This window comes from Cobetia sp. SIMBA_158 (assembly GCF_046566945.1).
Classification (GTDB): domain Bacteria; phylum Pseudomonadota; class Gammaproteobacteria; order Pseudomonadales; family Halomonadaceae; genus Cobetia; species Cobetia amphilecti.
The window spans coordinates 658,451-681,008 of record NZ_JAWJYL010000001.1 but is presented as its reverse complement, the minus strand read 5'-3'; the positions used below and the strand labels follow the sequence as shown (position 1 = coordinate 681,008).

Genomic DNA, 22,558 nt, shown 5'->3' with positions numbered 1-22,558 from the left:
GTCGCAAGCAGAGTCCTTGTTCGCTGCCGTCAGCGTGACGGCGCGACGCATCAGGCGTTGTCGTTCAGGGCATGCTCGACACGTGACGCGGCAACGCTCTTGCCGGAATCATTGACGAACTGCTGAGTGTCGCGAGTGACCTGCGCCTGCTGGCCCTTGATGGTCTGGCTGTTCAGCGCCTGCTCGACACGGCTGGCCGCAACGCTCTTGCCTGCATCGGTGATGGCCTGCTGCTGAGTGGCTGCCTGCTGGGCCTGACCGTGGATCACGGATTCACTGATGTTGGCGCGAACCTGCTGGTCGGCAACGCTATCGGCATTGGCGACGCCAGTGGCGGTCACGGACAGGGCAACGGCGGCGATAAGGGCATTGAGGGTTTTCATGAGATGACTCCAAAAAAGGTGAGTAGCGAATAGATAAAAGGGAGATCAGTGCTGCTGTGGTCCCGGGCCTGGGGCCATGAATCAGGACCTGCAGACTCAGGCGTTGTCGTTCAGCGCATCTTCAAAGCGTGATGCCGCGACACTCTTGCCGTTGTCGTTGCTCAGGCTCTGGCCGCGGGAGACGGCGTGCGTCTGTTCACCCTTGATGGTGTCGGCGTTCAGGGACTGCTCGACACGGTTGGCAGCGGCACTCATGCCGGACTCGGCAGCATTCAGCTGCGTCGCGGCGGGCTGCGCCTGGCCGTGGATGACCTGTTCGCTCAGTGCGGCACGCACCTGGGCATCGGCAACACTTTCATCAGCGGTGGCAACGCCGGTGGCAGCAATGGAAATGGCAGCGGCGGCGATCAGGGAAGTCAGGGTTTTCATGATGATTCTCCAGAAATGGGCAAGGTCGAATGTCAGGTGAGGCGATGTTCGGGGGTCACCGAGTTGTCAGCGTGACCTACCCGGCTTCAGGCGTTGTCGCTGATGTGCTGCTGAACGCGGCTAGCGGCGACGCTCTTGCCCTGATCATTGACGGTGGCGTTGGCCTGGGACACGGCAGCGGTATCGACGCCGCGGATGTGGTCAGCATTGAGCGCCTGCTCAACGCGACCGGCGGCAACGCTCATGCCCGTTTCGGAGAAACTCTGCTGGCTGGTGGCAGCCGGCTGAGTCTGGCCCATGATCTGCTGGCTGCTGATGGCGTTCTGGACGCGCACGGCGGCAGGGCTATCGTCGGCTGCGAATACGGAGGTGCTGGCAGTGGCGATGGCGACGGTAGCGATCAGAGTCTTGAGGGAAATGTTTTTCATGGTGTATCTCCTGGTCCTGGTGCGGATGCTTCCGCTTTGAGTCGTTGTCAGTCAGTGAAGGAGTGGTTTGCTGACCCCTGTCCGGGTCCTGGCCTTCACTGTCTGTGGTGCGTGCTGCGCTTCGATGATTAACAGACTAATTGTTATGCTGCGTTCAAACTAGCCGTGCAACTGGAAGCTCACTGTTTCTCTTTGAGCAACGCCACTGGAAACGAACGGCCTTCCCCAGTGCTTGACCCTCCTGCCCCTCTCATCACCCATAAAGCTATTGCAGCGGTTCTGAAAAAGACTTGTACAACATGGAGAGTGCAAGAATTCCTTGTTTGCGTGCTGGCCCATCCCCTTGAGCGGCGCTTCGACCTGGCAGATCACTATCGACTTTGGCTGAGGAAGACAGTGTCTCGCCCACCACCTTGGTCGAACATGCTGCACGCTGCAGGGTGTGTCTTGCTGTGCTGATGAGTTATACGTCGCCACAGCAGAACTGGATGCCACAAAAACAAGAAAATGCGTATTTTTCTTTCTGCTTTGGCTGAGACGCCTGAAAACAGCGTCCAGCAGCAAGAAATTGTGCACATCAATCTTTACGAATATTCATTGACCGATTGTTCAGGGTGTGGATCCTGCCCCTCACACTGTCAGTCGGTGACGTCTTGCCCACTGATGTCGAGAAGATTCATGTCACTCGACAACCAAGAGCTCGAGGTCAGTACCGCCTCATCAGCCCTGCATATTTACTGCAACGTTGATGGAGTGCATTGTGAACCTCGCGAGCCGTGGGATATATCCCCGCACCGGAACAGGATTGATTCCCCCAGCGAATCAATTCAGCGCTCTTCCAACCCGGACTGAAGCCGCCTCACTCACCCACGCGAAGTAATCTCAACGTTTTCAATCGCTTAGGCGACCCACGCAACGATGTCAAAATGATGACAGCTTGGGGACGGCCGTCGCATTTCCGTCGACGGACAGCAGAACGTGTTGGAAGAGCGTCAAGAAAGCGGCGAGAAAATGTCGCGTGAGCAGCGCAAGACTGGCGTAAAGGGTCGGGTAAAGAGTGGCGATTGAGAAAAGGAGCAAGAAGACAGAGGGAGCAGAGAGTGGGAGTGGAGAAAGGGAAAGGAAAAGGGAGTAGATAGAGGGAGAGAAGGAGCACCAGCAGGACACCACGGCCGGCAAGCAGCACTCGGCTCGGTTCACACAGAGCCAGCCCCGAACGACGTCGCGCATTATCGACCGTCATCCGACGTGGGATACACTGGCGTCATGCCTATCGAGCCCGAAGCCCCGCCCCATGCATCGCCCGGTGCAGCCGAGTCATCGCCCCCTTTTGCCCAATGGGCCGACTCCCCCTGTGCGACCGGCTGCGACCTGCGCCGCGATTGCGCGCGCTACAGTCACCCGCGCGTCAGGGATATCGCCTGGCTTCTGAGTGCCCCGGATCTCTTGCAGCCTGCGCGTTACCCACGCCCGTCCCTGGCGGCACTCGGACTAAAGGATGACCGCGTCCGCCACCACTGGCTGATGGCGCTGGAGCAGGCGCCCCACGCGCTCGAGGCTGCCGTGAATGAGCGCCGCCACTATCGCCTGGGCCACTACCATGAGCTGCTCTGGCAATTCGTGCTGGCACACGCGCCCGGCAGTCGCCTGCTGGTCAACAACCTCAGGATTTCCCAGGGCAAGATCACGCTGGGCGAGCTGGACATGCTCTATCTGGCGGCGCAGGACACGGCGCCCACGCACCTGGAGGTCGCGATCAAGTTCTATCTCGGCCTGCCCGAAGGCCCTGAAGCGGCCGACAGCCCAGCACGCTGGATAGGCCCCGGCGGCGCCGACAGCCTCTCCATCAAGTATCAGCGCAGCCTTGAGCATCAATTGCCCCTGGCCTATACCGAGCGCGGGCAGCAGACGATCCGCCAGGCACTGGCCAGACAAGCACTGGCCAGACAGGCAGGCGCGAGCGAGACGAACTCACCGCTGGCAGAAGATCCGCCTGCCCCGCTGCTTGCAGGCCAGCAACTGGCATTGCCCGGTTGCCTGTTTCGCCCCTGGCAGCCAGATATAGCTCCCGCCGACACGCTGCCCCCGCCCCGCCATTGCCATCCCGAGAGTGCGCGCCAGGCCGGCTGGTGGATGAGGGTCAGCCAGTTTGCCGCCTTCTGTCAGACCCTCGAGGCCTCCCCGATGCATGGCGGCCCGCTGCTGGGCTGTGTCAGGGAAAAACCTGCCTGGCTGGCCGCCCCGCCCGTGGCGTCGCTACAACCATGGCATGAACTGGACCGCTGGCTGCGCGATCACTTCGTGCCACCTGGCGCCGCTGACGACCTCAGCCCGGACGAACCAGTTCAGCAGGTCACGGCGGCTCAGCAAGACGCGGCGGCTCAGCAGCACAGCCGCCAGCGCACGTATCAACACCCCCGCCAGCTGTGGCTGGAGCGCAGCGTGGCGGCGCCTGACGGCGAGCCGACCACCGCCAGCTCACCCCGCCAGCAATGGCGGATCTTCGTGGTGCCGGACGACTGGCCGAGCTTCATTCCACTACCGCCCCCACCACCTGCCGCGCAGTGAGCCTGCCGCGTGACTTGCTGGCGACTTTGTCTTGCTACGTGAAATCAACGATAATGCGCCGCGTCAGATCAGGGTGGCGACAATCCGTCAGTCTGATCTCGCCATTCGGCCCGCGCGCAACACTACCCCGCTGCTCCCGGGTCTGCTGGTGACCCACCCCTGTCGCTAGCCAACGGCTTCTCGGCACGTCTTCTTGCCTGACCGACCACCTCATCGGTCACCTGATGACGCCTGCTGCAACGCATCTGCTGAATCCGTAGGACGTCATAGTGAAAACACGACTTTCCAGCCTCGATATCGTGGCGCTGGGCTTCATGACCTTTGCCCTCTTTCTGGGCGCAGGCAATATCATCTTCCCGCCTCAGGTGGGTCAGGGCGCGGGTGCCGAATTCTGGCCGGCGGCACTGGGCTTTCTGGCCACCGGTGTCGGCATGCCGCTGGCCGGTATCGTCGCGGTGGCCGTGATCGGCGGTGGCCTCGACAAGATCACCTCGCCGTTGCCCAAGTGGGCAGCCGCGGCCTTCGGCGTCGCCATCTACCTGTCCATCGGGCCGATGTTCGCGATTCCGCGCACCGGCACCGTGGCCTTCGAGATGGGCATGCGTCCCTTCATCGACATGTCAGCACAGAGCGGCCTGGCCCTGCATTCGGTGCTGTTCTTCGGCATCGCCACGCTGATCGCGCTGAGCCCGGGCAAGTTGATGGATGTGGTCGGCAAGTGGCTGACGCCGCTGCTGATCGCGCTGTTGGCGCTGATCGCGCTGTTCACCATCATCGACCCGCAGGGGCCGCTGGGGCCGGTGAGTCCCGAGTGGGCCGAGGCGCCGTTCATGACCGGCTTCCAGCAGGGCTACCTGACCATGGATGCGCTGGCCTCGATGGTGTTCGGCATCCTGATCGTCTCGGCGATCAAGGCACGCGGCATCACCGCGACCGCTGACGTGACCCGCTACACCCTGTGGGCCGGCGCCATCGCCGCCATCTGTCTGGCCGCCGTCTACCTGCCGCTGACCTACATGGGCGCCACCAGCCATGCGCTGGTCAGCGAAGCGGCCAAGGGCGAGCTGATCCCGGTCTACGTCGAGGCACTGTTCGGCGATGCCGGCAAGCTGATCCTGGCGCTGGTCATCACCCTGGCGTGTCTGACCACCGCGGTGGGCCTGTTGACCTCCTGCGGCGAGTTCTTCCATCGCCTGCTGCCGAGCGTGCCCTATCGCCTGCTGGTGATCGTGATGGCCGTGGCCTCGGCGTTGATCGCCAATCTGGGCCTCTCGACCCTGATCAGTGTCTCGATTCCGGTACTGGTGACGCTCTATCCGCTGGTGCTGGTGCTGACGCTGCTGTCCTACCTGCGTCCGCGCCTGCACGATGCGCCGCGCGTGTTCGCCTGGACCCTGGGCCTGACGCTGCTGGTCAGCCTGCTGGATGGCTTCGAAGCCAGTGGCATCGACTCGCTGATGGCCATCTCGCACCGCATCGAGCCGCTGCTGCCGCTGGCCTCGATGAATCTGGGCTGGCTAGCGCCGGCGCTGGCGGGGCTGATCATCGGCATGCTGGCCAGCCGTCGTGACCAGACGAACCTGGACCCGGCATTGGCCGCGCAGGACTGAGGCTCACGCCAATCAGTCGCGCAGCGTGACCAGAAACACGAAAGCCCGCCTCTCCAACGAGAGGCGGGCTTTTTGTTGCCACACGCCAGCTGACCGAAAACAGATGACAGGCACCCGTCCGCTGTCAGGCGACCGTCAGCGCGGCGTAGTGCGCGACAGGCCCAGCTGAGCCAGGGTGGCGTCATCCAGCGCATGCACGGCCTCGACGCCGCTCAGCGCCGTGAAGTAGTCCGGCGTCAGGAAGTCGCGCCCGCCAAGCAGGTGCTCCAGGTATTCGCGCGCCGGCTTGAGACCCTCGGCGGTGCGCTCGGGCAGCGCTACATACACCCAGGCGTCGATCACGCCTTCACGGGTGACGATGGGATGAAGGAAACGCTCATATTCATGCGGGCGGCCTTCGAAGGGGTCCATCAGCGTGATCTGCTCGGCCTCGAGCAGCTCGTACAGCACGCCTTCGACGCGCTCGCCCGGCGCAGGCTGCACGTTGGCATGCGCGATACCATCGACCCGAGAGGCCTTGTCGAAACTCAGGCGATGCTCTTGCAACCAACCATGCATGGCCCGTCGCGTCTCGCCGATGCGTGCCACGACACGCGCCGGATTCATGTTGCTGCCGTAGGCGAAGTAATAGGCCATGCAAGCTCCTGACAGTTGTCTCGAGGCGCAATGCGAGGGCATCACGCGCGAAGGGCTCAGTGGGAGGTGTCGGGTAAGAGGAGGCTCAGTGCGAGGTGAGATGCCTGCCCGACAATCAGTGCGTCGTGATCAGGGTGTCGATCTCGCGAATCACTTCCGTCATCGCCACGCGGCGCTCGGGGCGGGCATCCTTCAGCCAGGTCTCGATGGCCGGCGCCACTTCACACTTGGCGGGGAACGGCGCACGGGCATCGCACAGCGCTTGCAGACGGGCGATGAACACGAAGCGCAGCCACTGGCCCATGTCCATGCGATCGACACAGAATGGCTCCACACTCATGAAGGCCTGCGGGGATGGCGTGTCCATGCGCCACAGGTCTGCTGCCTTCATGGTCGCTTCCAGGCGTGCCAGCAGCGCGCGCAGCTCGTCGTAGGGATTGCCGGCGATCTCGCCGTCCTGGGGTTGTTCAGTCGGATTCATGCGACCTCCGTCAAATCATGCATGGTTCGTTCACGCTATTATCCCGATGATGCTCACGGAAGGCCAGGAGGCCGCATGGCAGACACGCTGTTCAATGATGTGATGATACTGCTTGGAGCCTCGGTGGTGGCCGCGGCGCTGTTCCGCCGCCTGCATCTGCCGCCGGTGCTGGCCTATCTGGCGGTCGGCTTTCTGGTCGGCCCTCATCTGGCGAGCTGGATCGGTCGCCCGGAAGAACTCGCCTTCCTGTCGGAATTCGGACTGGTATTTCTGCTCTTCTCGCTCGGCCTCGAATTCTCGGTGCCGCGCATGCGCGCCCTCAAGACCACGGTATTCGGGCTGGGCGCCTGTCAGGTGGCGGTATGCAGCGGGCTGTTCTGGGCACTGGGCTGTGCGCTTGGCCTGTCACCGGCGGCGGCGCTGGTCGCAGCCGGCGCGCTGGGGCTTTCCTCCACCGCCATCGTCACGCGGGAACTGGCGCGCTGGAATGAACTGGACAGCCCCCACGGCCACGCCGCCGTGGGCGTGCTGCTGTTCCAGGATCTCGCCGCCCTGCTGTTCCTGATCCTGATTCCGGCCATGGCCGGTGATGGCAGCCAGCTGCTCAGTGACCTGGGCCTGATGCTCATCAAGGGGCTGGGGCTGGTGGCGGTGATGCTGATGATCGGCAAGTGGGTGCTGCCGTTCGTGTTCCAGGAAATCTCGCGCGCGCGCTCGGAAGAGCTGTTCGTGCTCACCGTGCTGCTGGTGGCGCTGTTCTCCGCCTGGCTGACCCACAGCCTGCACCTGTCGATGGCGCTGGGCGCCTTCCTGGCCGGAATGATGCTCGGCGAGAGCCATTTCCGCCATCAGATCGAGGCCGACATCCGGCCCTTCCGCGACATCCTGCTGGGGCTGTTCTTCGTCTCGGTGGGCATGTTGCTGGACCCGCAGGTGCTGCTGGCCCAGTGGTATTGGGTCGTCATCGGCGTGGCCTGCCTGCTGGCGACCAAGGCACTGCTGATCACCGGACTGGCGCGCCTCTCCGGCCGCCCGCTGGACAGCGCGCTGCGCACTGGCCTGGTGCTGTCCCAGGGTGGCGAATTCGGCTTCGCGCTGCTGGCCCTGGCCAGTCAGCAACGCCTGATGGACAACGAGACCGTGGGCCTGGTGGTGGCGATCATCATCGGCTCGCTGGTGGTCACGCCAAGCCTGATTCGCCACAACCAGCAGCTGACGCGCCGCCTGTGTCGCTCCACCACACCCACCCAGGAGAACCCGCACACCACCGCGGAGCTGAGCGCCGCCACCGCCCCGCTCAGTGGCCATGTCATCGTGTGCGGCTTCGGGCGTGTCGGCCAGACGGTGGGGCGATTTCTCACTCAGGAAAAGCTTGAGTGGATCGCCATCGATGCCGACCCCATCCGCGTCCACGAGGCCGCCAGCGCCGGCGAGCCGGTGGTGTTCGGTGATGCGCAGCGCCTGGAAATCCTGCGCGCACTCGGTATCGAACGTGCCCGGCAGGTGGTGATCACCGTCAATCAGCTCTCGCATGCGCTGGCCATTCTGCGCGCCATCCAGCCGCTGGAACTCGAGAACCTCAAGGTGCTGGTGCGCACCCAGGATGACGCGGACCTCGAGACCTACAAGGCCGCTGGGGCCACCGAGGTGATTCCCGAGGTGCTCGAGGGCTCGCTGATGCTGGTCTCGCATGTGCTGGTCAATCTCGAGGTGCCCTTCCGCCGCGTGGCGCGCTCGATCCAGAATGCACGCGAAGCGCGCTACAGCATGCTACATGGCTATTTCCATGGTCAGCAGTCCCAGCTGACCGACAAACGCGGCAACCCGCTGCTGCGGCGTCATCCGCTGACGCTGACCGCCGATGCCTGGGCCTGTGGCCGGCGACTGGACGACATCGCCCTGCCGGAGGTGTGCGGCATTCTCGTCTCACGCGTGGTGCGCGCCAGTGGCGAGAACCTGGAAGAGCCCACCGGCGACCTGACGCTGGCGTGTGGCGATACACTGGTATTATCGGGATTGGCTGATCATATTGAAGAGGCGGAAACCCGCCTGCTGACCGGCTGACAGGCCTTGAGCGGCAGGCGATACCCAAGACTCCGCCGCCTGCTGTCCTGCCGCCAGCAACCGAGCTGGCGTGCGGGAGGGAGAGCGTCACAGAGAGTCAGCTCGGATGAACATACTGATGAGCACACTGAAGGGATCGACATGTCAGGGGGCACGGCCCTGCATGGGAGATAGCACCCATCACCAGGAGGCAATACACATGGAAAGCGCAGGCGTACACAATTACATGGAGCAGCTGGTGCTCGACCAGCTGCGCTTGCATCCCGATAGCCATGCCATGGATGTCGACAGCCGCGAAGACGTGGCCTGCATCGCGCTCAATCAGCTGGCGCCCCGCTATATCCGCCACGACGTCGACATGGCGTTCTACATGGCGCCCGCCGAACAGGAGCTGCTGGAAGAGCGCGTCTCGATGGCGCTTCAGGAAGCCTTCGACAAGGTGCGCTCGATGCCCCGCCACGGCTAGCCACGCGTTGTGGGCAGCTTATGAAACACACTCGCAACGCGCCCTACAACACCAGAAGCGGATCAATGATCACCGCCAGAGAAACGACAACGGCCACCGCGATGGGTATCGCGGTGGCCGTTGTGTCTGTCGCAGATGCTGCCCGAGGCATTATCTCAGGTGACCTGAGGGGCATTACCTCAACCGGGCAGTATCAGATTCCCTCGGCGCACTGCGGCGGCACTTCATCCAGCACCTTGCGCAGGAAGGCGCGCGTGCGGTCATCCTTGGGCGCACTGAACAGCTGACTCGGCGGCCCCTGTTCGACGATGCGCCCGCCTTCCATGAAGATGACGCGGTCGGCGACTTCCCGCGCGAACTGCATCTCGTGGGTGACCACGATCATGGTCTGGCGCTCGACCGCCAGCTGCTTCATCAGCTCCAGCACCTCATCGACCCATTCCGGGTCCAGTGCCGAGGTCGGCTCATCGAACAGGATCACCTCGGCCTGGGCGGCCATGGCGCGCCCGATGCCGATACGCTGCTGCTGACCGCCTGACAGAGCCGCCGGGAAGGCATCCGCCTTCTCGCTCATGCCGATACGCTCGAGAATCTCGCGCGCCCGCTGGTGCGCCTTGGCCTTGGGCCAGCCGTTGACGACGATCAGGCCCTCGGCAATGTTCTCCAGCGCCGTCTTGTTGGCGAACAGCGCGTAGTTCTGGAACACGAAGGCACTGCTGCGACGCAGACCGAGAATGTCATGACGGCTGGCGCGTGTGGCCTCGACCTTGCGCTCGCCGATCTGGATCTCGCCACCATCGGGCTGCTCGAGGAAGTTGATGCAGCGCAGCAGCGTGGACTTGCCGGTGCCTGACGGGCCGATGACGACGATGATCTCACCCTGCTTCACTTCCAGAGTGATGCCATCGAGTACGGCCTGCCCGCCGAATTTCTTGACCAGGTTTCTGACTGCAATCATCGCTGATAGGCCTTGTTGAGACGTTTCTCCATCCAGCGCTGCACGAAGGACAGCCCTTCCACCATCACCCAGTAGACGATGGCCACGACGATGAAGGATTCAAAGTACAGGAAGCTGCCCGCCGCTTCCTTCTGGGTCGCGCCCATCAACTCGGTCACCCCCAGCGTGAAGGCCAGCGACGTGGACTTGATCATGTCCACGAAGTAGTTCATCAGCGTGGGGGCCGCCACGCGGGCCGCCTGGGGCAGCACGATGCGCCGCATCAGCTGGACATTGGTCATGCCGATGGAGAGCGCCGCCTCGGTCTGGCTGCGATCGACCCCGACGATGGCGGCGCGGATGGATTCGGCCATGTAGGCCGAGAAGTGCAGCGTCAAGCCGAGAATCGTCGCGGTGACGCCATCGATCTGGGTCAGGAACTCCAGCACTCGTGGCAGGCCGTAGTAGAACAGGAACAACTGCACCAGCAGCGGCGTGCCACGGAAGAAGGAGATGAACACGATGGTCAGCGCATTCAGCACCGGCACCTGGAGCACCCGCACCACCGCCAACAGCGATGAGAGCACCAGCGCGGCTAGCATGCCGATACAGGCCATCTCGAGTGTCAGTGGCAGGTATTTGAGCATGATCGGAAATAGGCCGAGCATGTAATCGATATCGAGAGTATCCATTCGTTATCCGGACAGGCTGGGGGCTTGGCTGAGGGTCTGGAAAGACACCCGTCGACATGACGACAACGGGGCGACGGTCAAGCCGTCACCCCGTTTGCACATGACATCCTGGCATGCGCCCTTGTATCAGGGCGCAGCGGGCAATGTTCAAGGCGTGGTGATGTCGTTGCCGAACCACTTGTTGGAAATCTCGGCCAGGCGGCCATTTTCCTTGAGCTCGGTCAGCGCGGCATCCACCTCGTCACGCTTGGCCTCGCCTTCGGCGTCCTTGCGGAACGGCAGTGCGTTCTCGAGACGCGAGAACGGCTTGCCAGCCAGTTCCAGCGGCAGCGGCGTCTTCTGGATCACCTGGCTTGCGCTGACGCGGTCCATCACGAAGGCATCGACTCGGCCCAGAGCGGTGTCCTGCTCGATGTTGGACTCATAGGTCTTGATGTCGATCTGGTCGGCGTAGGGCAGCTCTTTCATCAGCGCTTCGTAGTTGGAGCCCAGATTGACCGCCACGCTGTGGCCCTTAAGGGACTCGACGCCGGTGATCTCGTCATTGCCGCGACGCTTGACCACCTGAGCCCCGTCATAGACGTAGGGCTGGGTGAAGGCGAACTTGGCCTTACGCGCATCGGTGATGGTGATCTGGTTGGCCACGGTATCGATACGGCCGGCTTCAAGCGAGCCGATCAGGCCGGAGAAGCTCATGGTCACGAATTCGATGTCGTCACCGGTGATCTCGCCGACGGCGTTGAGGACATCCACCTCAAAGCCCTGCAGCTTGTCCTGCTTGACGAAGGTGAACGGGAAGTAGCCGCCCGACATGCCGACCTTGAGGGTGTCAGCCTGTGCCGCCAGGCTGCCCAGGGTGGTCGCGCCCAGCGCGGCAGCCATCACGGCGCCCTTGAGAGCGGTAGAAGAGAAGACAGCTGCGAGCGAACGTGATTGGCGCATCGGGATTCCTCGTGGATCGCAAGACTGGGCCATTGGCGCTGGACGGTCGCTGACATTCGGTTGAACGCGGATGTCGAGCCAACAGAACAGGTATAAGCACAGCCTTTTATATGTGATTTGGTTGTATAGGATAACGGGACTGCCCCGCATTCCCAATCATTTCATCCCTTAAGGTCATAACCAGAAGGAATAAGACAGCATTCCTGTCAATGAGCGCGATTCTAGCATGCCTGTCATGGCGGGCCAGTGACGCCGTATGGGCTACCTGCAGCGTTAGATGTCAGCCTGACGACAAGTGGATGACAGTTATTCACGCCATCCGTGGACGATGCTGTGGATAACCCGTCTCGGTCACGCTGCAAGCCGCGCCAGCCGTGGGATGACGAAAATTGATCAAAAAATCATCAACCTGCAAAACGCTCAGCGGGACTTGAGGTGCCGCGTCATCTGTCAAGCCGTCACGGGTCGAAAGAGCGGCCATAATAGGAACAGGTCGCCCTCTTTCCTCTGGCCGCCATCACACGCCAGCGGGTGGCATGACAGCCGGTGAATCGCTAAAGTCGCTGCCATTCCAGACATGCTCAGGCACATGTCACGCGCCGGCAACTGTCACTCAACGACATATGCCACGCCTGGCAATGATGCTCGACAAGACTCTTTTCTTTCGTTCTTCCGCACGCCCAGCCAAGGCGTGGCGGAGACACAGCCGTGGTGAGCCTCATGACTCCTCTCTCTTCCTTGAGCAACTTCTTCACACGCACCGGCGCCGAGCTGCACCTTTATCACCTGGGTCGCACCCTGGCGCCGCTCAGGCTTGAGCAACTGGAAGCCTTCGAGACCGAACAGCAGCCGTGGGAGCAGCCCTTCAAGGGTCAGGCGCGCCTGTCATGCGTGTTCCGTCCGGCTGGGCTCGACGATCCGCTGGTGTGGTTTCTGGCCCTGCCGCTGGATGAGGAAGGCCGTCTGTCCCCCGCGCAACGCGATGCCTTCCTCGAACGTCTGATCACGACGCTGGGTCAGACGGCGCTGACCGTCGGCCGGCCTGATCTCCAGCAGGCCGAGGCAGGCAAGATCGACAACCTGATGCAGGACAACCCGCTGGCCTTCACGCCGGACGACAGCCTGCGCGCCATGCTGCACGCCCGCGCCAGCCTCGATTGCGACCGCCCTGCCAGCCAGTACTACGAGCTCGCCGAGCAGTATCTCACCGCCCAGCTACCGCTGGATGACTGGCCGTCACTCGGCCTGCAGGGTATTGCCGACGTGCTGACACGACGCGGCGAGTTGTCCAGCGAGCTTGCCGCTGCCTTCGTGCAGCGTCTGGCTGACCTGCCGGACACGCCGCTGCGCGCCATCGCGCTGTGTCTAGAGCAGGCACCGCCCGCCCATGCCCAGCTGGCCGCCCCGCTGCCGGAGGAATACGAGACCGAGCTGCTCTCCGCCTTGATCGCACGTGGCCAGGCCGCGCGTGACCTGGGGGATCTGGAGACGCTGTGCGCCTGCCTGCGGGCCGCCGGTGCCAGCCCACGGCCTGCGGCGGCAGAGTGGATCGATACCCTGCTGGCCGACGACGAGGCCGTCAATGTCGACGTGCTGGTCGCGATCGCCGCGCGCGGCTACGCCCACCTGGAAGATGCCGAACGTCTGCCGGCCTTCCTGACCCGCCTGGCCAGCTGCCCGCAGGCCAACTTCGCCGCCCTGGCCCGCGACCTCGCCCTGATTCCGCGTCTGCGTCTGCCGGTACTGATGACGCTGCGCAACGCAAGCGCGGACAGCCCGCTGGGTCAGGCGCTTGCCGCTCTGACCCGCCAGGCCGAAACCGGCAATCCTGCCCCGCGTCATTGACGCCGGGCATGCCCGCAGGTGACAGTGCTTGAGATCATGCGCATAACCCACGACACTTGATCGGACACTTGAACAGACACTCGATCGGACACTTGCTCAAGGCATGGAATCGGGGCTGATCGGCACCGATGAACAAGGCGTGCTGCGACGCGCCACCGGCACGATGTCACCCGCGCCTGTGGCCGTGGGTGACTTGCCCAGCGCCCGCAAGCGAGGCGTCCGGCGGTGATGAAAGCGCGCCATGACCGCGTGCCATGACCGCGTGCCCGGGGCGGTTTTGGCGGGCGTTGACACCGCCACCGTCATCCCCGATTCGTGACGCGAAAAAAGAGGCTTCAGCAAGGATTGCTGTCAGTACGTTAAGTGACTATGCTGCGCGCCCGCCTGGCCATTACCCCGCCATGCCGGCAACGCACATTACGCTGTGCCGCGCCTGCCCGGTGTCTTCATGCCGTGAGCCGCTGCCCGCTTCGCTCACGCCCTCTGATTCAGGATGAAACATGTCGCATCACAAGAACACTTCGCGTCATCACATCGACAAGGCACCGCCCCTCGATCTCAAGACACTGAATCATGACCTGCTGGGCTTTCGTCCGCGGGGAGTGGTGGGTCGGCGTGAGCTGATCGAGCTGCCGGAACTCAAGCTGCACCTCAATGCCAAGATCGACACCGGTGCGCATTCCAGTGCGCTGCATGCCGAGAGCATCGAGGTCTTCGAACACAACGATGATCTGTGGGTTCGCTTCATCACCCGGACCGGCGGTAGTGATTCCCCGCCGCATACGGTCGAGACGCCGGTGCATGATCGCCGCCGCGTGCGCTCATCCAATGGTCAGGCCGAGTGGCGCTACGCGATTCGCTCGCGCATGAAGCTGGCCGGGCTCGACTACGATATCGACATGACGCTGGTGGACCGATCCCAGATGCGTCACCCCATTCTGCTGGGGCGCCGTGCCCTGCGTCGCCTGCTGGTCGCACCGGGCGCCGCCTATCTGCATGGCGAACCCTGACGGCACCAGCCAGGCGCGCGGCGGCATGCCTCGGCATCTCGCCTCAAGACGCTGGCCCCGCTGCCATCTGCATCGCGTGACGCCTCGAGACGACAAAGGCTTCACCGGCGAACACCACGCCTCCTGACGGGCATCACGTCAGTCTTCTTCTGATTCATTCCTATCTCTGTCTGGCCCATTCGGCTCCGGAGGATTTCATGCATATCGGTATCCTGTCGCGTAACTCACGCCTCTACTCCACCCGTCGCCTGATCGAGGCCGCCGAGGCACGTGGCCACACCGCGCGCGTGGTGGACACGCTGCGTTGCTACATGAACATCGCCTCGCACCGCCCGTCCATCCATTACAAGGGCGCCGAGATCGAGCACTTCGATGCCGTCGTGCCGCGCATCGGTGCCTCCGTCACCTTCTATGGCTGCGCCGTGCTGCGCCAGTTCGAGATGATGGGCACCTACGTGGTCAATGATTCCGTGGCCATCTCCCGCTCACGCGACAAGCTGCGCTCCCTGCAGCTGCTGTCGCGCAAGGGCCTGGGCCTGCCGGTCACCGGCTTCGCGCATTCGCCGGATGACATCCCCGACCTGATCACCATGGTCAAGGGCGCACCGCTGGTCATCAAGCTGCTCGAAGGCACCCAGGGCATCGGCGTGGTGCTCGCCGAGACCAACCAGGCCGCCGAGAGCGTGATCCAGGCCTTCATGGGCATGAAAGCCAACATCATGGTGCAGGAATACATCAAGGAAGCGCGTGGCGCCGACATCCGCTGCCTGGTGGTGGGTGACAAGGTGGTGGCGTCCATGAAGCGTCAGGCGGCCGATGGCGAGTTCCGCTCCAACCTGCACCGTGGCGGCACCGCGAGCGAGATCCGCATCACGCCGGAAGAGCGCTCCACCGCCATCCGCGCCGCCAAGGCCATGGGCCTGTCCGTCGCCGGTGTCGACCTGCTGCGCGCCAATCATGGCCCGGTGATCATGGAAGTGAACTCCTCGCCGGGCCTGCAGGGCATCGAGACGGCCACCGGCAAGGACATCGCCGGTCTGATCATCGATCACATCGCCAAGTCCGCCGCGCCGGCCAAGAAGATTCCGCCCAAGCCCAAGGGCTGAGGGCTTGAGCCTTAGGGCTGAAGCCTGAGGGCATTGCGCGCAACGCTTCCCAAGGGTGCAGGTCGTCATGACTGCACCCTTGGCGTTTCTGGGTCAGATGGCCGCGCGTGTACGAGCGTGAGCGATGGAAACAGGGCAAGGCCAGCGCCTGGAAGGCAACGATGATCGTCACCAGAACGTCATTGTATCGTCGTAAACTGCAGGGATTGACAGTGCGGGAATAAATATCCTGACTTTCTGCCCTTCAGGGGTAGAAAAACACTGTTTTCACCCGCACAATCTCTTCTGACGGAGGAGGTGACCGCCCATGTTTCTCGACAATCGCCAGGTGGCGATGGATAGCGTCCAGGAAGCCCTGGCAGACAGTCTTGATTATTTCGAGGATAACGCCGAACGGCTGCGTCCCGCGCTCCTGAAGGCCTTCGAGCCCTTCTATGCGAGCCGTGTCGAGCTCAAACAGGCCCTGGAAGTCGAGACACGCAAGCATCTAAGCCTGATGCCGCGCGACGCCGATGTCGAGCGCGATGACTACATGTGGCTGTGGAGTCGCCTGAAGAGCATCGTCGGCAATGACAATCAGGTGCTGATCAACGAGCTGCTCGAACAGGAACGTGTCCTGATGCAGGCCTGCTCGACCGCCTTCACGCATCCGCTGCCTGACAGCATGGAAAAGGTGCTGGAAGGCATCTTCCACAACTGCCGCCATCTGATCCGCGAGCTGTATCGTCACCAGACAGGCCAGGCCGCCCGCCGCCGCGCCGGCTAGCCACCTGCCCGCCGCCAGGCCGTGAACGCAAGACGCCCCGCCTTCCAAAGGAAGTGCGAGGCGTTTTCGTGTTGACCCTGTGCGTCTGACGAGGCCAATGCGCGGCTAGTTCGTATCAGACCTGACAGGCAGCCACTGGAGCAATGCCTGCTTCACTCCGGGCAGACTGGCCAGCAGGCTTGCCTGCGCCTGACGCGCGAGGGCATGCGGGTCCGGCGTGTCGGCAGCATTCACTGCATCCGCTATTTCCACTCCATCCGCCACATCACGACTGACAGCGGCCTGCTGCCCTGCTCCGGCTGTCACGGAGGCCTCTCGCGGCGACATCACGTGCTTGTCTGAGGAGTGAGATGATGAGGGATGCGATGATGAGTGCGATGACAACACCGGCGTCGGCAGCGACTCCTGCGGCCCGAGGAAGCGCGGCTTGCGCCCCCACAGGTAGAGATCACCCACTGTCGCCGCACGGGCCAGCCACTCGCGCAGCATCAGCTTGAGCCCCGGCGGTTGGCGCTCGGAGATGGCCGGACAGCCTACCGCCTCCAGACCCAGTGCATCGGCGATGAACAGCGCACGCGGCAAATGCCACGGCTGGGTGACCAGCACCGCCTCGTCGACACCGAAGACCTTGTGCGCTCGCACGAGGGTATCGAAGGTGGAGAAGCCCGCGTAATCGAGCGTCATGAACTCCTGCGGCACGTTGCGCGCTCGCAGATCACGCCACATGGTCATCGGCTCATTGTAGTAACGCGTGCGGTTGTCTCCCGAGAGCAGCAGGTTGGAGACGCGGCGCAGGCGGTAGAGCTGGGCGGCGGTATCGAGGCGCGCCTGATAGTGCGGATTGCTGCCCCCGCCCACCAGGCCATGGGAAGTGCCGAACACGATCCCCACCTCACGGCTCTGACAGGTCAGTGGTGACGTGGCAATGCGATCGTGCGTTGCCATCACGACCCAGAGGTTGAGCCCGACCACCGTCATTGCACCGGCGGCCAGCAGACCGAAGATGGTCCAGCCAGCCCGCATGATCACTCGCTGCATCTCTTCCTCACGCCCATCCCTGCCTGTCTGTCCTGCCGTTACCGTCACATCGTGCAGGCATGAGCGCCCAGCCTACCCAAGCGGCCGAGGCTCTGCCAGCACTGACTGTTCCCCGGCCACGCATGCGGGTGACTCCGCTCAGTCTTCCTGCACCATCACGGCCTTGACGTTGACTGGCACCTGGGTCGCGATGTTGCCAAGCCCGGCCAGGTCACGCAGGGTGCGAATGCCATCGACCAGCGCGAACTGCTCAGCATCGACCATCACCGGCGTGAGGGTCTGCACCAGCCAGCGGTCGCCGCGCAGGCGCGTCACCTGCAGGCTCATCGGCAGGTTCTGGGTGTTGTCGTGCAGCGTCAGCTGGCCTTCGACATCCACTTTCTGAGTATCACCCGGCTCCATCACCTTGAGGGTCGGCATGTCGAGACTGGCGGTCATCACGGCCAACGGATAGGTGCCGGACTCGAACAGCTTCTCGCTGACGCGCTGGTCACGAATGTCGATGCCGGTACTGGCGGAGTCGAGGTCGATCTCCACCGACAGCTGACCGGCGTCATTAACGCGCGCACGCCAGGAGGTGAAAGCATCCGTCTCGACGGTGCTGGCGCCCGACTTGGCCATCTTGGTGGTCTGGAAGCTCAGCTGTGACACATCGCCATCCAGCTTCCAGGCGGCCTGCGCGCTGGCAGCGGTGCTCAGGATCAGGGTGGCGGTCAGGGTGCGCAGCGCAGTCTGGAATCGCATTGGGGAGTCTTCCTTGAGGCAGGTGATACGGGAAACCGTCAAACGGACGTGCCGACGCGGCCCGAGGCAGCAACTTGCCCGGACGCTCAGCAACGTGAATTGGATAGCCGGATGGACGAGAGGTTCCCGCCCACCCGGTTGCGTTTGCTGCATCTCACCCGAGTGATACTGCGACTACCGGCCATGAAAGGCCGGCCAGGGAGCCGCAGACAATAAAGGGCGACAACAGCAGACGACTAAGGTGCGCTGATGATGCTCAGAACATGCCCAGTTCCAGGCGGGCATCCTCACTCATCATCTCGCGCGACCAGGCAGGCGAGAACACGATCTCGACGTGGACCTTGGAGACATCCTCAGCGCCGAGAATCTTGCGCTTGGCGTCCTCGGCGATGACGTTGCCCATGCCGCAGCCCGGCGCGGTCAACGTCATCTTGAGATTGACCATCTTCTCGCCGCTGATCAGGGTGTCGATACGACAGCCATAGACCAGCCCCAGCTCGACGATGTCGACCGGGATCTCGGGGTCGAAGCAGGTGCGCAGCTGGGCCCAGACGAAGGCCTCGATGTCGGCGTCGCTCTGGCCGGCCGGCAGATGCGGACGCGGCACGGCGTCCAGCCCCAGCGCATCGAGGCTGAAGCTCTCGATCAGGTACATGCGACCCTCGAAGGCGACGCTGACGGTGCCGCCCTTGGCCTGCATGACTTCGACCACCGAGTCCTCGTGCAGGGTCACCGACTTGCCGAACGGTACCGAGATGCCCTCCACGTCCCGCTGCAACGGCATCTTCTGGCCCTTGCCGAGGCTGGCCAGCTGGTCTTCAGTGTGGCTCATGCCCTCTCCTTGCCGAGCCGCATGACAGGCATGCGGATCGTGAATTCTGTTGGTTCACTCAAGACGTGCGGGTGACAACATCCCCTGGCAAGGGCCGATACCAATGAGGCCCGCCATGCGCGAGCCTCATTGATCAGCGCCCGTCAGGGCCACCGCAGGGGGGTGCTCAGCGCACCATGGTCAGCACACGCTGCAGGGCATCGACGAACATGTCGATCTCTTCCGGCGTGTTGTAGGCCGCGAAGGAGGCACGACAGGTGGCATCGACACCGAAGCGACGCAGCACCGGCTGCGCGCAGTGGTGGCCGGTACGGATGGCGACCCCCAGCTGGTCGATCAGCAGACCGATATCCTGGGCGTGGGCACCATCGACCACGAAGGAGATCGCGCCCGCCTTGTCGGGCGAGTTGCCGATGATGCGCAGGCCGTCCACTTCGCGCATGCGCTCGCTGGCATGGCGCATCAGCTGCTGTTCCCAGCGCGTAATCAGCGCCATGTGGGTGCAGTCCAGCCAGTCGATGGCCTTGCCCAGCCCGATGACCTCGGCGATGGGCGGCGTGCCGGCCTCGAACTTGTGCGGCAGGTCCGCGAACAGGGTGCCATTCTCGAACGACACCGTGCGGATCATCTCACCACCACCCTGCCACGGCGGCATCGCCTCCAGCAGCGCTTCCTTGCCGTAGAGCACACCGATGCCGGTCGGGCCGTACATCTTGTGGCCCGAGAAGACATAGAAGTCAGCATCGATCTCGCGCACATCGACCTGCTGATGCGGCACCGCCTGGGCGCCATCGACCAGAATCAGCGCGTCGTGAGCGTGTGCCAGCTTCGCCATCTCGGCCACCGGGTTGATGCTGCCCAGGGCGTTGGAGACCTGATTGACGCAGACCAGGCGTGTCTTCTCGCCCAGCAGGTCGCGGTAGGCCGCCATGTCGAGCACGCCATCGTCGTCACACGGGATGACCTTGATGACGATATCGAGACGCTCGGCCAGAAGCTGCCACGGCACGATGTTGGCGTGATGCTCCATCACCGAGATCAGCACTTCATCGCCGGCATTCAGCCAGTTGGCCCCCCAGCTGTTGGCGACCAGATTGATCGCCTCGGTGGTGCCGCGCGTGAAGATGACTTCCCGCGTCAGGCGCGCATTGATGAAGCTGCGCACCTTCTCACGCGTGCCTTCGAAGGCCGCCGTCGCCTCATCCGCCAGGGTATGCAGACCCCGGTGGATGTTGGCATTGGTCTTGCGGTAGTAGTCGCTCATCGCGTCGATGACGGCGGTCGGCGTCTGGCTGGTGGCGGCGCTGTCCAGATAGATCAGCGGCACATCACCATGCACACGACGCTCGAGGATCGGAAAATCCTCGCGTACCCGCACGACGTCGAGCATCAGGTTGTCGAGTGCGCTCATGCAAAGTCCTCATCACGTGCCACCGCCACGGCGCCACCGCCCAGCTCGACGCTGAGATCGACCAGCTCATCGAGGTGGAAGCGTGACGGCAGGCGTCCCGCGACACTGCGCTCGATGCGCTCGGCGATGGCGTCGATGCCCAGGCCGGTCATGACTTCGTTGGCGAAGGCCAGGGTCAAAAGGCCACGGGCGGTCTGCTCATCGATGCCACGGGCGCGCAGCGCGAACACGGCGGTCTCGTCGAGCTGACCGGTCGTGGTGCCGTGGGAGCACTTGACGTCGTCGGCGTAGATCTCGAGTTCCGGCTTGGTGTTGATCTCGGCGCGGTCCGACAGCAGCAGGTTGGCGTTGTTCTGATGCGCCTCGATCTGCTGACTGTCGCGCTTGACCAGCACGCGGCCATTGAAGACGCCGCGGGCACGGTCGGCCAGGATGCCCTTGTAGTTCTCGTCGGAGAACGTCAGTGCCTCGTTGTGATTGACCAGCGAGTGGGTGTCCACGTGCTGGCGATCACGACCGAAGAACAGGCCATCGAGACGTGCATGGGCGTTGTTGCCGTTCAGGTCGCAGACGATATCGTTGCGCACCAGACCACCACCGGTGTTCAGGTTGATGGAGCGATACTGGCTGTCACGCGGCTGCTCGACCTGCAGCGAGGCGATATGCGTCTCGCCGGTGGCGGCTTCGCCCAGCTTGTAATGATTGAGCACGGCGCCGCGCTCCAGCATCACTTCGCTGACCATGTTGGTGAAGTTGGTCGCGCCGCTTTCACCGATGTGATGCTCGATCACGCTGGCTTCGGCGCGGCTGCCCAGCTGCACCAGCAGACGCGGGTGACTCATGGTCACGGGCTGGCCTTCGACGGCGGCACGCGACAGGAACAGCACGTAGACCGGCTTGTCGAGCACCGTGCGCGGGCCGACCTGAATCACCGCACCCTCTTCGGTGAAGGCGGAGTTCAGCGCCACGAACGGCGTGAAATCGATGCCGGTCAGACGGTTCAGCGAGCCGCCGATGACTTCCGGCTGATCGACGATGGCATCAGACAGCGGCACGACACGCACGGTGTCGGGCAGGCCTGCCACATCGGACAGCTCGGCATTGTAGAGGCCATCGACGAACACCAGACGGTAGGCGTCGACGTCGAGAGCCAGCGCATCCTTCACGGCCGGCGCGAGGCTTGCATCGTCGGCGAGACGATATTGCTGACGACCCAGTGCCTGGGTGTCGGTGTACTTCCAGGCCTCGACCTTGCGGGTCGGCAGGCCGAGGGCTTCAAAGCGGGCGATGCCGGCCTGACGGCGGGCGGCCATCCAGCTCGGGTCGGCCGCAAAGCGAGCCTTGCGGGCAGCGAATTCGCTGGCGAAGGCTTCGCTGCCGGGGACGGACGCGGTAGCAAGTGCTGTCATTACGCGGTTTCCTCCTGCAGCCAGTCATAGCCCTGGGCTTCGAGCTCGAGGGCCAGCGACTTGTCACCGGACTTGACGATGCGGCCATCCATCAGCACGTGGATCTGGTCCGGCACGATGTGCTCGAGCAGACGCTGGTAGTGGGTGACCATCAGCACGGCGCGGTCTTCGTTGCGCAGCGAGTTGACACCCTTGGCGACGACCTTGAGGGCATCGATGTCGAGGCCGGAGTCGATCTCGTCGAGCATGGCCAGCTTCGGTTCCAGCACCAGCATCTGCAGGATCTCGTTGCGCTTCTTCTCACCGCCGGAGAAGCCTTCGTTGACGGCGCGCTGCAGGAAGCTGGCGTCCATCTGCATGAAGGCCAGTTTCTCGCGGATCAGCTTCATGAATTCCGGGGCCGGAATCTCGCCCAGGCCTTCGGCTTCACGCTTGGCATTCAGCGCCGCCTTGAGCAGGTAGACGTTCTTGACCCCCGGGATTTCCACCGGGTACTGGAAGCCCAGCAGCATGCCGGCACGCGCACGCTCTTCGACTTCCATCTCCAGCACATCCTCACCTTCATAGGTAATGGTGCCCGAGGTCACTTCATAGCCGTCCTTGCCGGCGATCACGGAAGACAGCGTGGACTTGCCTGCGCCGTTCGGACCCATGATGGCGTGGACTTCACCCTTGTTGATGGTCAGATCGAGACCCTTGAGGATTTCCTTGCCTTCCACCGAAACGTGCAGATCTTTGACTACGAGCATGTTGATACCTTT

At 63.3% G+C, this 22,558-nt stretch carries 22 protein-coding genes; 8 read left to right on the top strand and 14 right to left on the bottom strand.

Annotated features, from left to right (window positions below):
• Positions 1–50: 50 nt before the first annotated feature.
• The 3 genes from R2R70_RS03130 to R2R70_RS03120 all read right to left on the bottom strand — a co-directional run bounded on the left by R2R70_RS03130 (position 51) and on the right by R2R70_RS03120 (position 1,240).
• Positions 51–383, bottom strand: coding sequence for a hypothetical protein (locus tag R2R70_RS03130; RefSeq protein WP_043335408.1), 333 nt, complete (start codon positions 381–383; stop codon positions 51–53).
• Between the two features lie 96 nt (positions 384–479).
• Positions 480–812, bottom strand: a complete 333-nt coding sequence (locus R2R70_RS03125) for a hypothetical protein (RefSeq protein ID WP_043335406.1) — start codon at positions 810–812, stop codon at positions 480–482.
• An 86-nt stretch (positions 813–898) separates the two neighbouring features.
• Positions 899–1,240 carry a hypothetical protein gene (locus tag R2R70_RS03120; RefSeq protein ID WP_107335218.1) on the bottom strand — a complete coding sequence of 114 codons (342 nt, stop codon included), beginning with the start codon at positions 1,238–1,240 and terminating at the stop codon, positions 899–901.
• A 1,266-nt stretch (positions 1,241–2,506) separates the two neighbouring features.
• On the opposite strand from R2R70_RS03120, the gene R2R70_RS03115 reads away from it, so the two are divergent.
• The gene (locus tag R2R70_RS03115; protein ID WP_410977236.1) at positions 2,507–3,808 is read left to right on the top strand and encodes a DUF1853 family protein; all 1,302 of its coding nucleotides are present in this window, start codon (positions 2,507–2,509) and stop codon (positions 3,806–3,808) included.
• Between the two features lie 269 nt (positions 3,809–4,077).
• The gene (brnQ, locus tag R2R70_RS03110; protein ID WP_197738709.1) at positions 4,078–5,418 is read left to right on the top strand and encodes a branched-chain amino acid transport system II carrier protein; all 1,341 of its coding nucleotides are present in this window, start codon (positions 4,078–4,080) and stop codon (positions 5,416–5,418) included.
• A 135-nt stretch (positions 5,419–5,553) separates the two neighbouring features.
• On the opposite strand, the gene R2R70_RS03105 is transcribed toward brnQ, so the two are convergent.
• Together R2R70_RS03105 and R2R70_RS03100 are read right to left on the bottom strand one after the other, a co-directional pair.
• Complete coding sequence (locus R2R70_RS03105) at positions 5,554–6,054, bottom strand: gamma-glutamylcyclotransferase family protein (protein ID WP_410977235.1); 501 nt, start codon at positions 6,052–6,054, stop codon at positions 5,554–5,556.
• Positions 6,055–6,169: 115 nt separating this feature from the next.
• Complete coding sequence (locus R2R70_RS03100; RefSeq protein ID WP_410977234.1) at positions 6,170–6,535, bottom strand: YqcC family protein; 366 nt, start codon at positions 6,533–6,535, stop codon at positions 6,170–6,172.
• Between the two features lie 75 nt (positions 6,536–6,610).
• Here R2R70_RS03100 and R2R70_RS03095 point away from each other — a divergent pair, with 75 nt between their 5' ends.
• Both R2R70_RS03095 and R2R70_RS03090 read left to right on the top strand, forming a co-directional pair.
• Positions 6,611–8,599, top strand: coding sequence for a cation:proton antiporter (locus R2R70_RS03095; RefSeq protein WP_410977233.1), 1,989 nt, complete (start codon positions 6,611–6,613; stop codon positions 8,597–8,599).
• A 199-nt stretch (positions 8,600–8,798) separates the two neighbouring features.
• On the top strand, positions 8,799–9,065 hold the full coding sequence (locus R2R70_RS03090) for a late competence development ComFB family protein (protein ID WP_054556810.1): 267 nt from the start codon (positions 8,799–8,801) through the stop codon (positions 9,063–9,065).
• 193 nt (positions 9,066–9,258) lie between these two features.
• On the opposite strand, the gene R2R70_RS03085 is transcribed toward R2R70_RS03090, so the two are convergent.
• The 3 genes from R2R70_RS03085 to R2R70_RS03075 form a co-directional block, all read right to left on the bottom strand.
• Positions 9,259–10,023, bottom strand: a complete 765-nt coding sequence (locus R2R70_RS03085; protein WP_131431600.1) for an amino acid ABC transporter ATP-binding protein — start codon at positions 10,021–10,023, stop codon at positions 9,259–9,261.
• Positions 10,020–10,694: an amino acid ABC transporter permease gene (locus tag R2R70_RS03080; protein ID WP_410977232.1), complete on the bottom strand. Its 675-nt coding sequence runs from the start codon at positions 10,692–10,694 to the stop codon at positions 10,020–10,022. The genes R2R70_RS03085 and R2R70_RS03080 overlap by 4 nt, the downstream gene beginning before the upstream one ends.
• A 147-nt stretch (positions 10,695–10,841) precedes the next feature.
• Positions 10,842–11,576 (bottom strand): amino acid ABC transporter substrate-binding protein, encoded by a 735-nt coding sequence (locus tag R2R70_RS03075; RefSeq protein WP_043335456.1) that lies wholly within the window; start codon positions 11,574–11,576, stop codon positions 10,842–10,844.
• 780 nt (positions 11,577–12,356) lie between these two features.
• Here R2R70_RS03075 and R2R70_RS03070 point away from each other — a divergent pair.
• From R2R70_RS03070 to R2R70_RS03055, 4 genes are all read left to right on the top strand, one after another.
• Positions 12,357–13,481: a DUF3549 family protein gene (locus R2R70_RS03070; RefSeq protein WP_410977231.1), complete on the top strand. Its 1,125-nt coding sequence runs from the start codon at positions 12,357–12,359 to the stop codon at positions 13,479–13,481.
• Positions 13,482–13,981: 500 nt separating this feature from the next.
• Positions 13,982–14,491, top strand: a complete 510-nt coding sequence (locus R2R70_RS03065; RefSeq protein ID WP_082388802.1) for an ATP-dependent zinc protease — start codon at positions 13,982–13,984, stop codon at positions 14,489–14,491.
• A 197-nt stretch (positions 14,492–14,688) separates the two neighbouring features.
• Positions 14,689–15,597, top strand: a complete 909-nt coding sequence (rimK, locus tag R2R70_RS03060; RefSeq protein ID WP_043335225.1) for a 30S ribosomal protein S6--L-glutamate ligase — start codon at positions 14,689–14,691, stop codon at positions 15,595–15,597.
• Positions 15,598–15,904: 307 nt separating this feature from the next.
• The gene (locus R2R70_RS03055) at positions 15,905–16,363 is read left to right on the top strand and encodes a hypothetical protein (RefSeq protein ID WP_043335223.1); all 459 of its coding nucleotides are present in this window, start codon (positions 15,905–15,907) and stop codon (positions 16,361–16,363) included.
• Between the two features lie 105 nt (positions 16,364–16,468).
• Here the strand turns inward: R2R70_RS03055 and R2R70_RS03050 are convergent, their stop codons facing one another.
• The 6 genes from R2R70_RS03050 to sufC all read right to left on the bottom strand — a co-directional run bounded on the left by R2R70_RS03050 (position 16,469) and on the right by sufC (position 22,546).
• Entirely contained in the window at positions 16,469–17,401 is a 933-nt protein-coding gene (locus tag R2R70_RS03050) for a vancomycin high temperature exclusion protein (RefSeq protein WP_410977230.1), read from the bottom strand.
• Positions 17,402–17,539: 138 nt separating this feature from the next.
• On the bottom strand, positions 17,540–18,145 hold the full coding sequence (locus R2R70_RS03045) for a YceI family protein (protein WP_153635363.1): 606 nt from the start codon (positions 18,143–18,145) through the stop codon (positions 17,540–17,542).
• A gap of 256 nt (positions 18,146–18,401) precedes the next feature.
• On the bottom strand, positions 18,402–18,977 hold the full coding sequence (sufT, locus tag R2R70_RS03040; protein WP_043335218.1) for a putative Fe-S cluster assembly protein SufT: 576 nt from the start codon (positions 18,975–18,977) through the stop codon (positions 18,402–18,404).
• 166 nt (positions 18,978–19,143) lie between these two features.
• Positions 19,144–20,388, bottom strand: a complete 1,245-nt coding sequence (locus R2R70_RS03035) for a cysteine desulfurase (protein ID WP_043335215.1) — start codon at positions 20,386–20,388, stop codon at positions 19,144–19,146.
• A complete protein-coding gene (sufD, locus tag R2R70_RS03030; RefSeq protein ID WP_216059846.1) occupies positions 20,385–21,797 on the bottom strand; it encodes a Fe-S cluster assembly protein SufD in 1,413 nt (470 codons plus the stop codon). The genes R2R70_RS03035 and sufD overlap by 4 nt, the downstream gene beginning before the upstream one ends.
• Positions 21,797–22,546, bottom strand: coding sequence for a Fe-S cluster assembly ATPase SufC (gene sufC / locus R2R70_RS03025; RefSeq protein ID WP_043335213.1), 750 nt, complete (start codon positions 22,544–22,546; stop codon positions 21,797–21,799). Before sufC ends, sufD begins: the two co-directional genes overlap by 1 nt.
• Between the last annotated feature and the right edge of the window lie 12 nt (positions 22,547–22,558).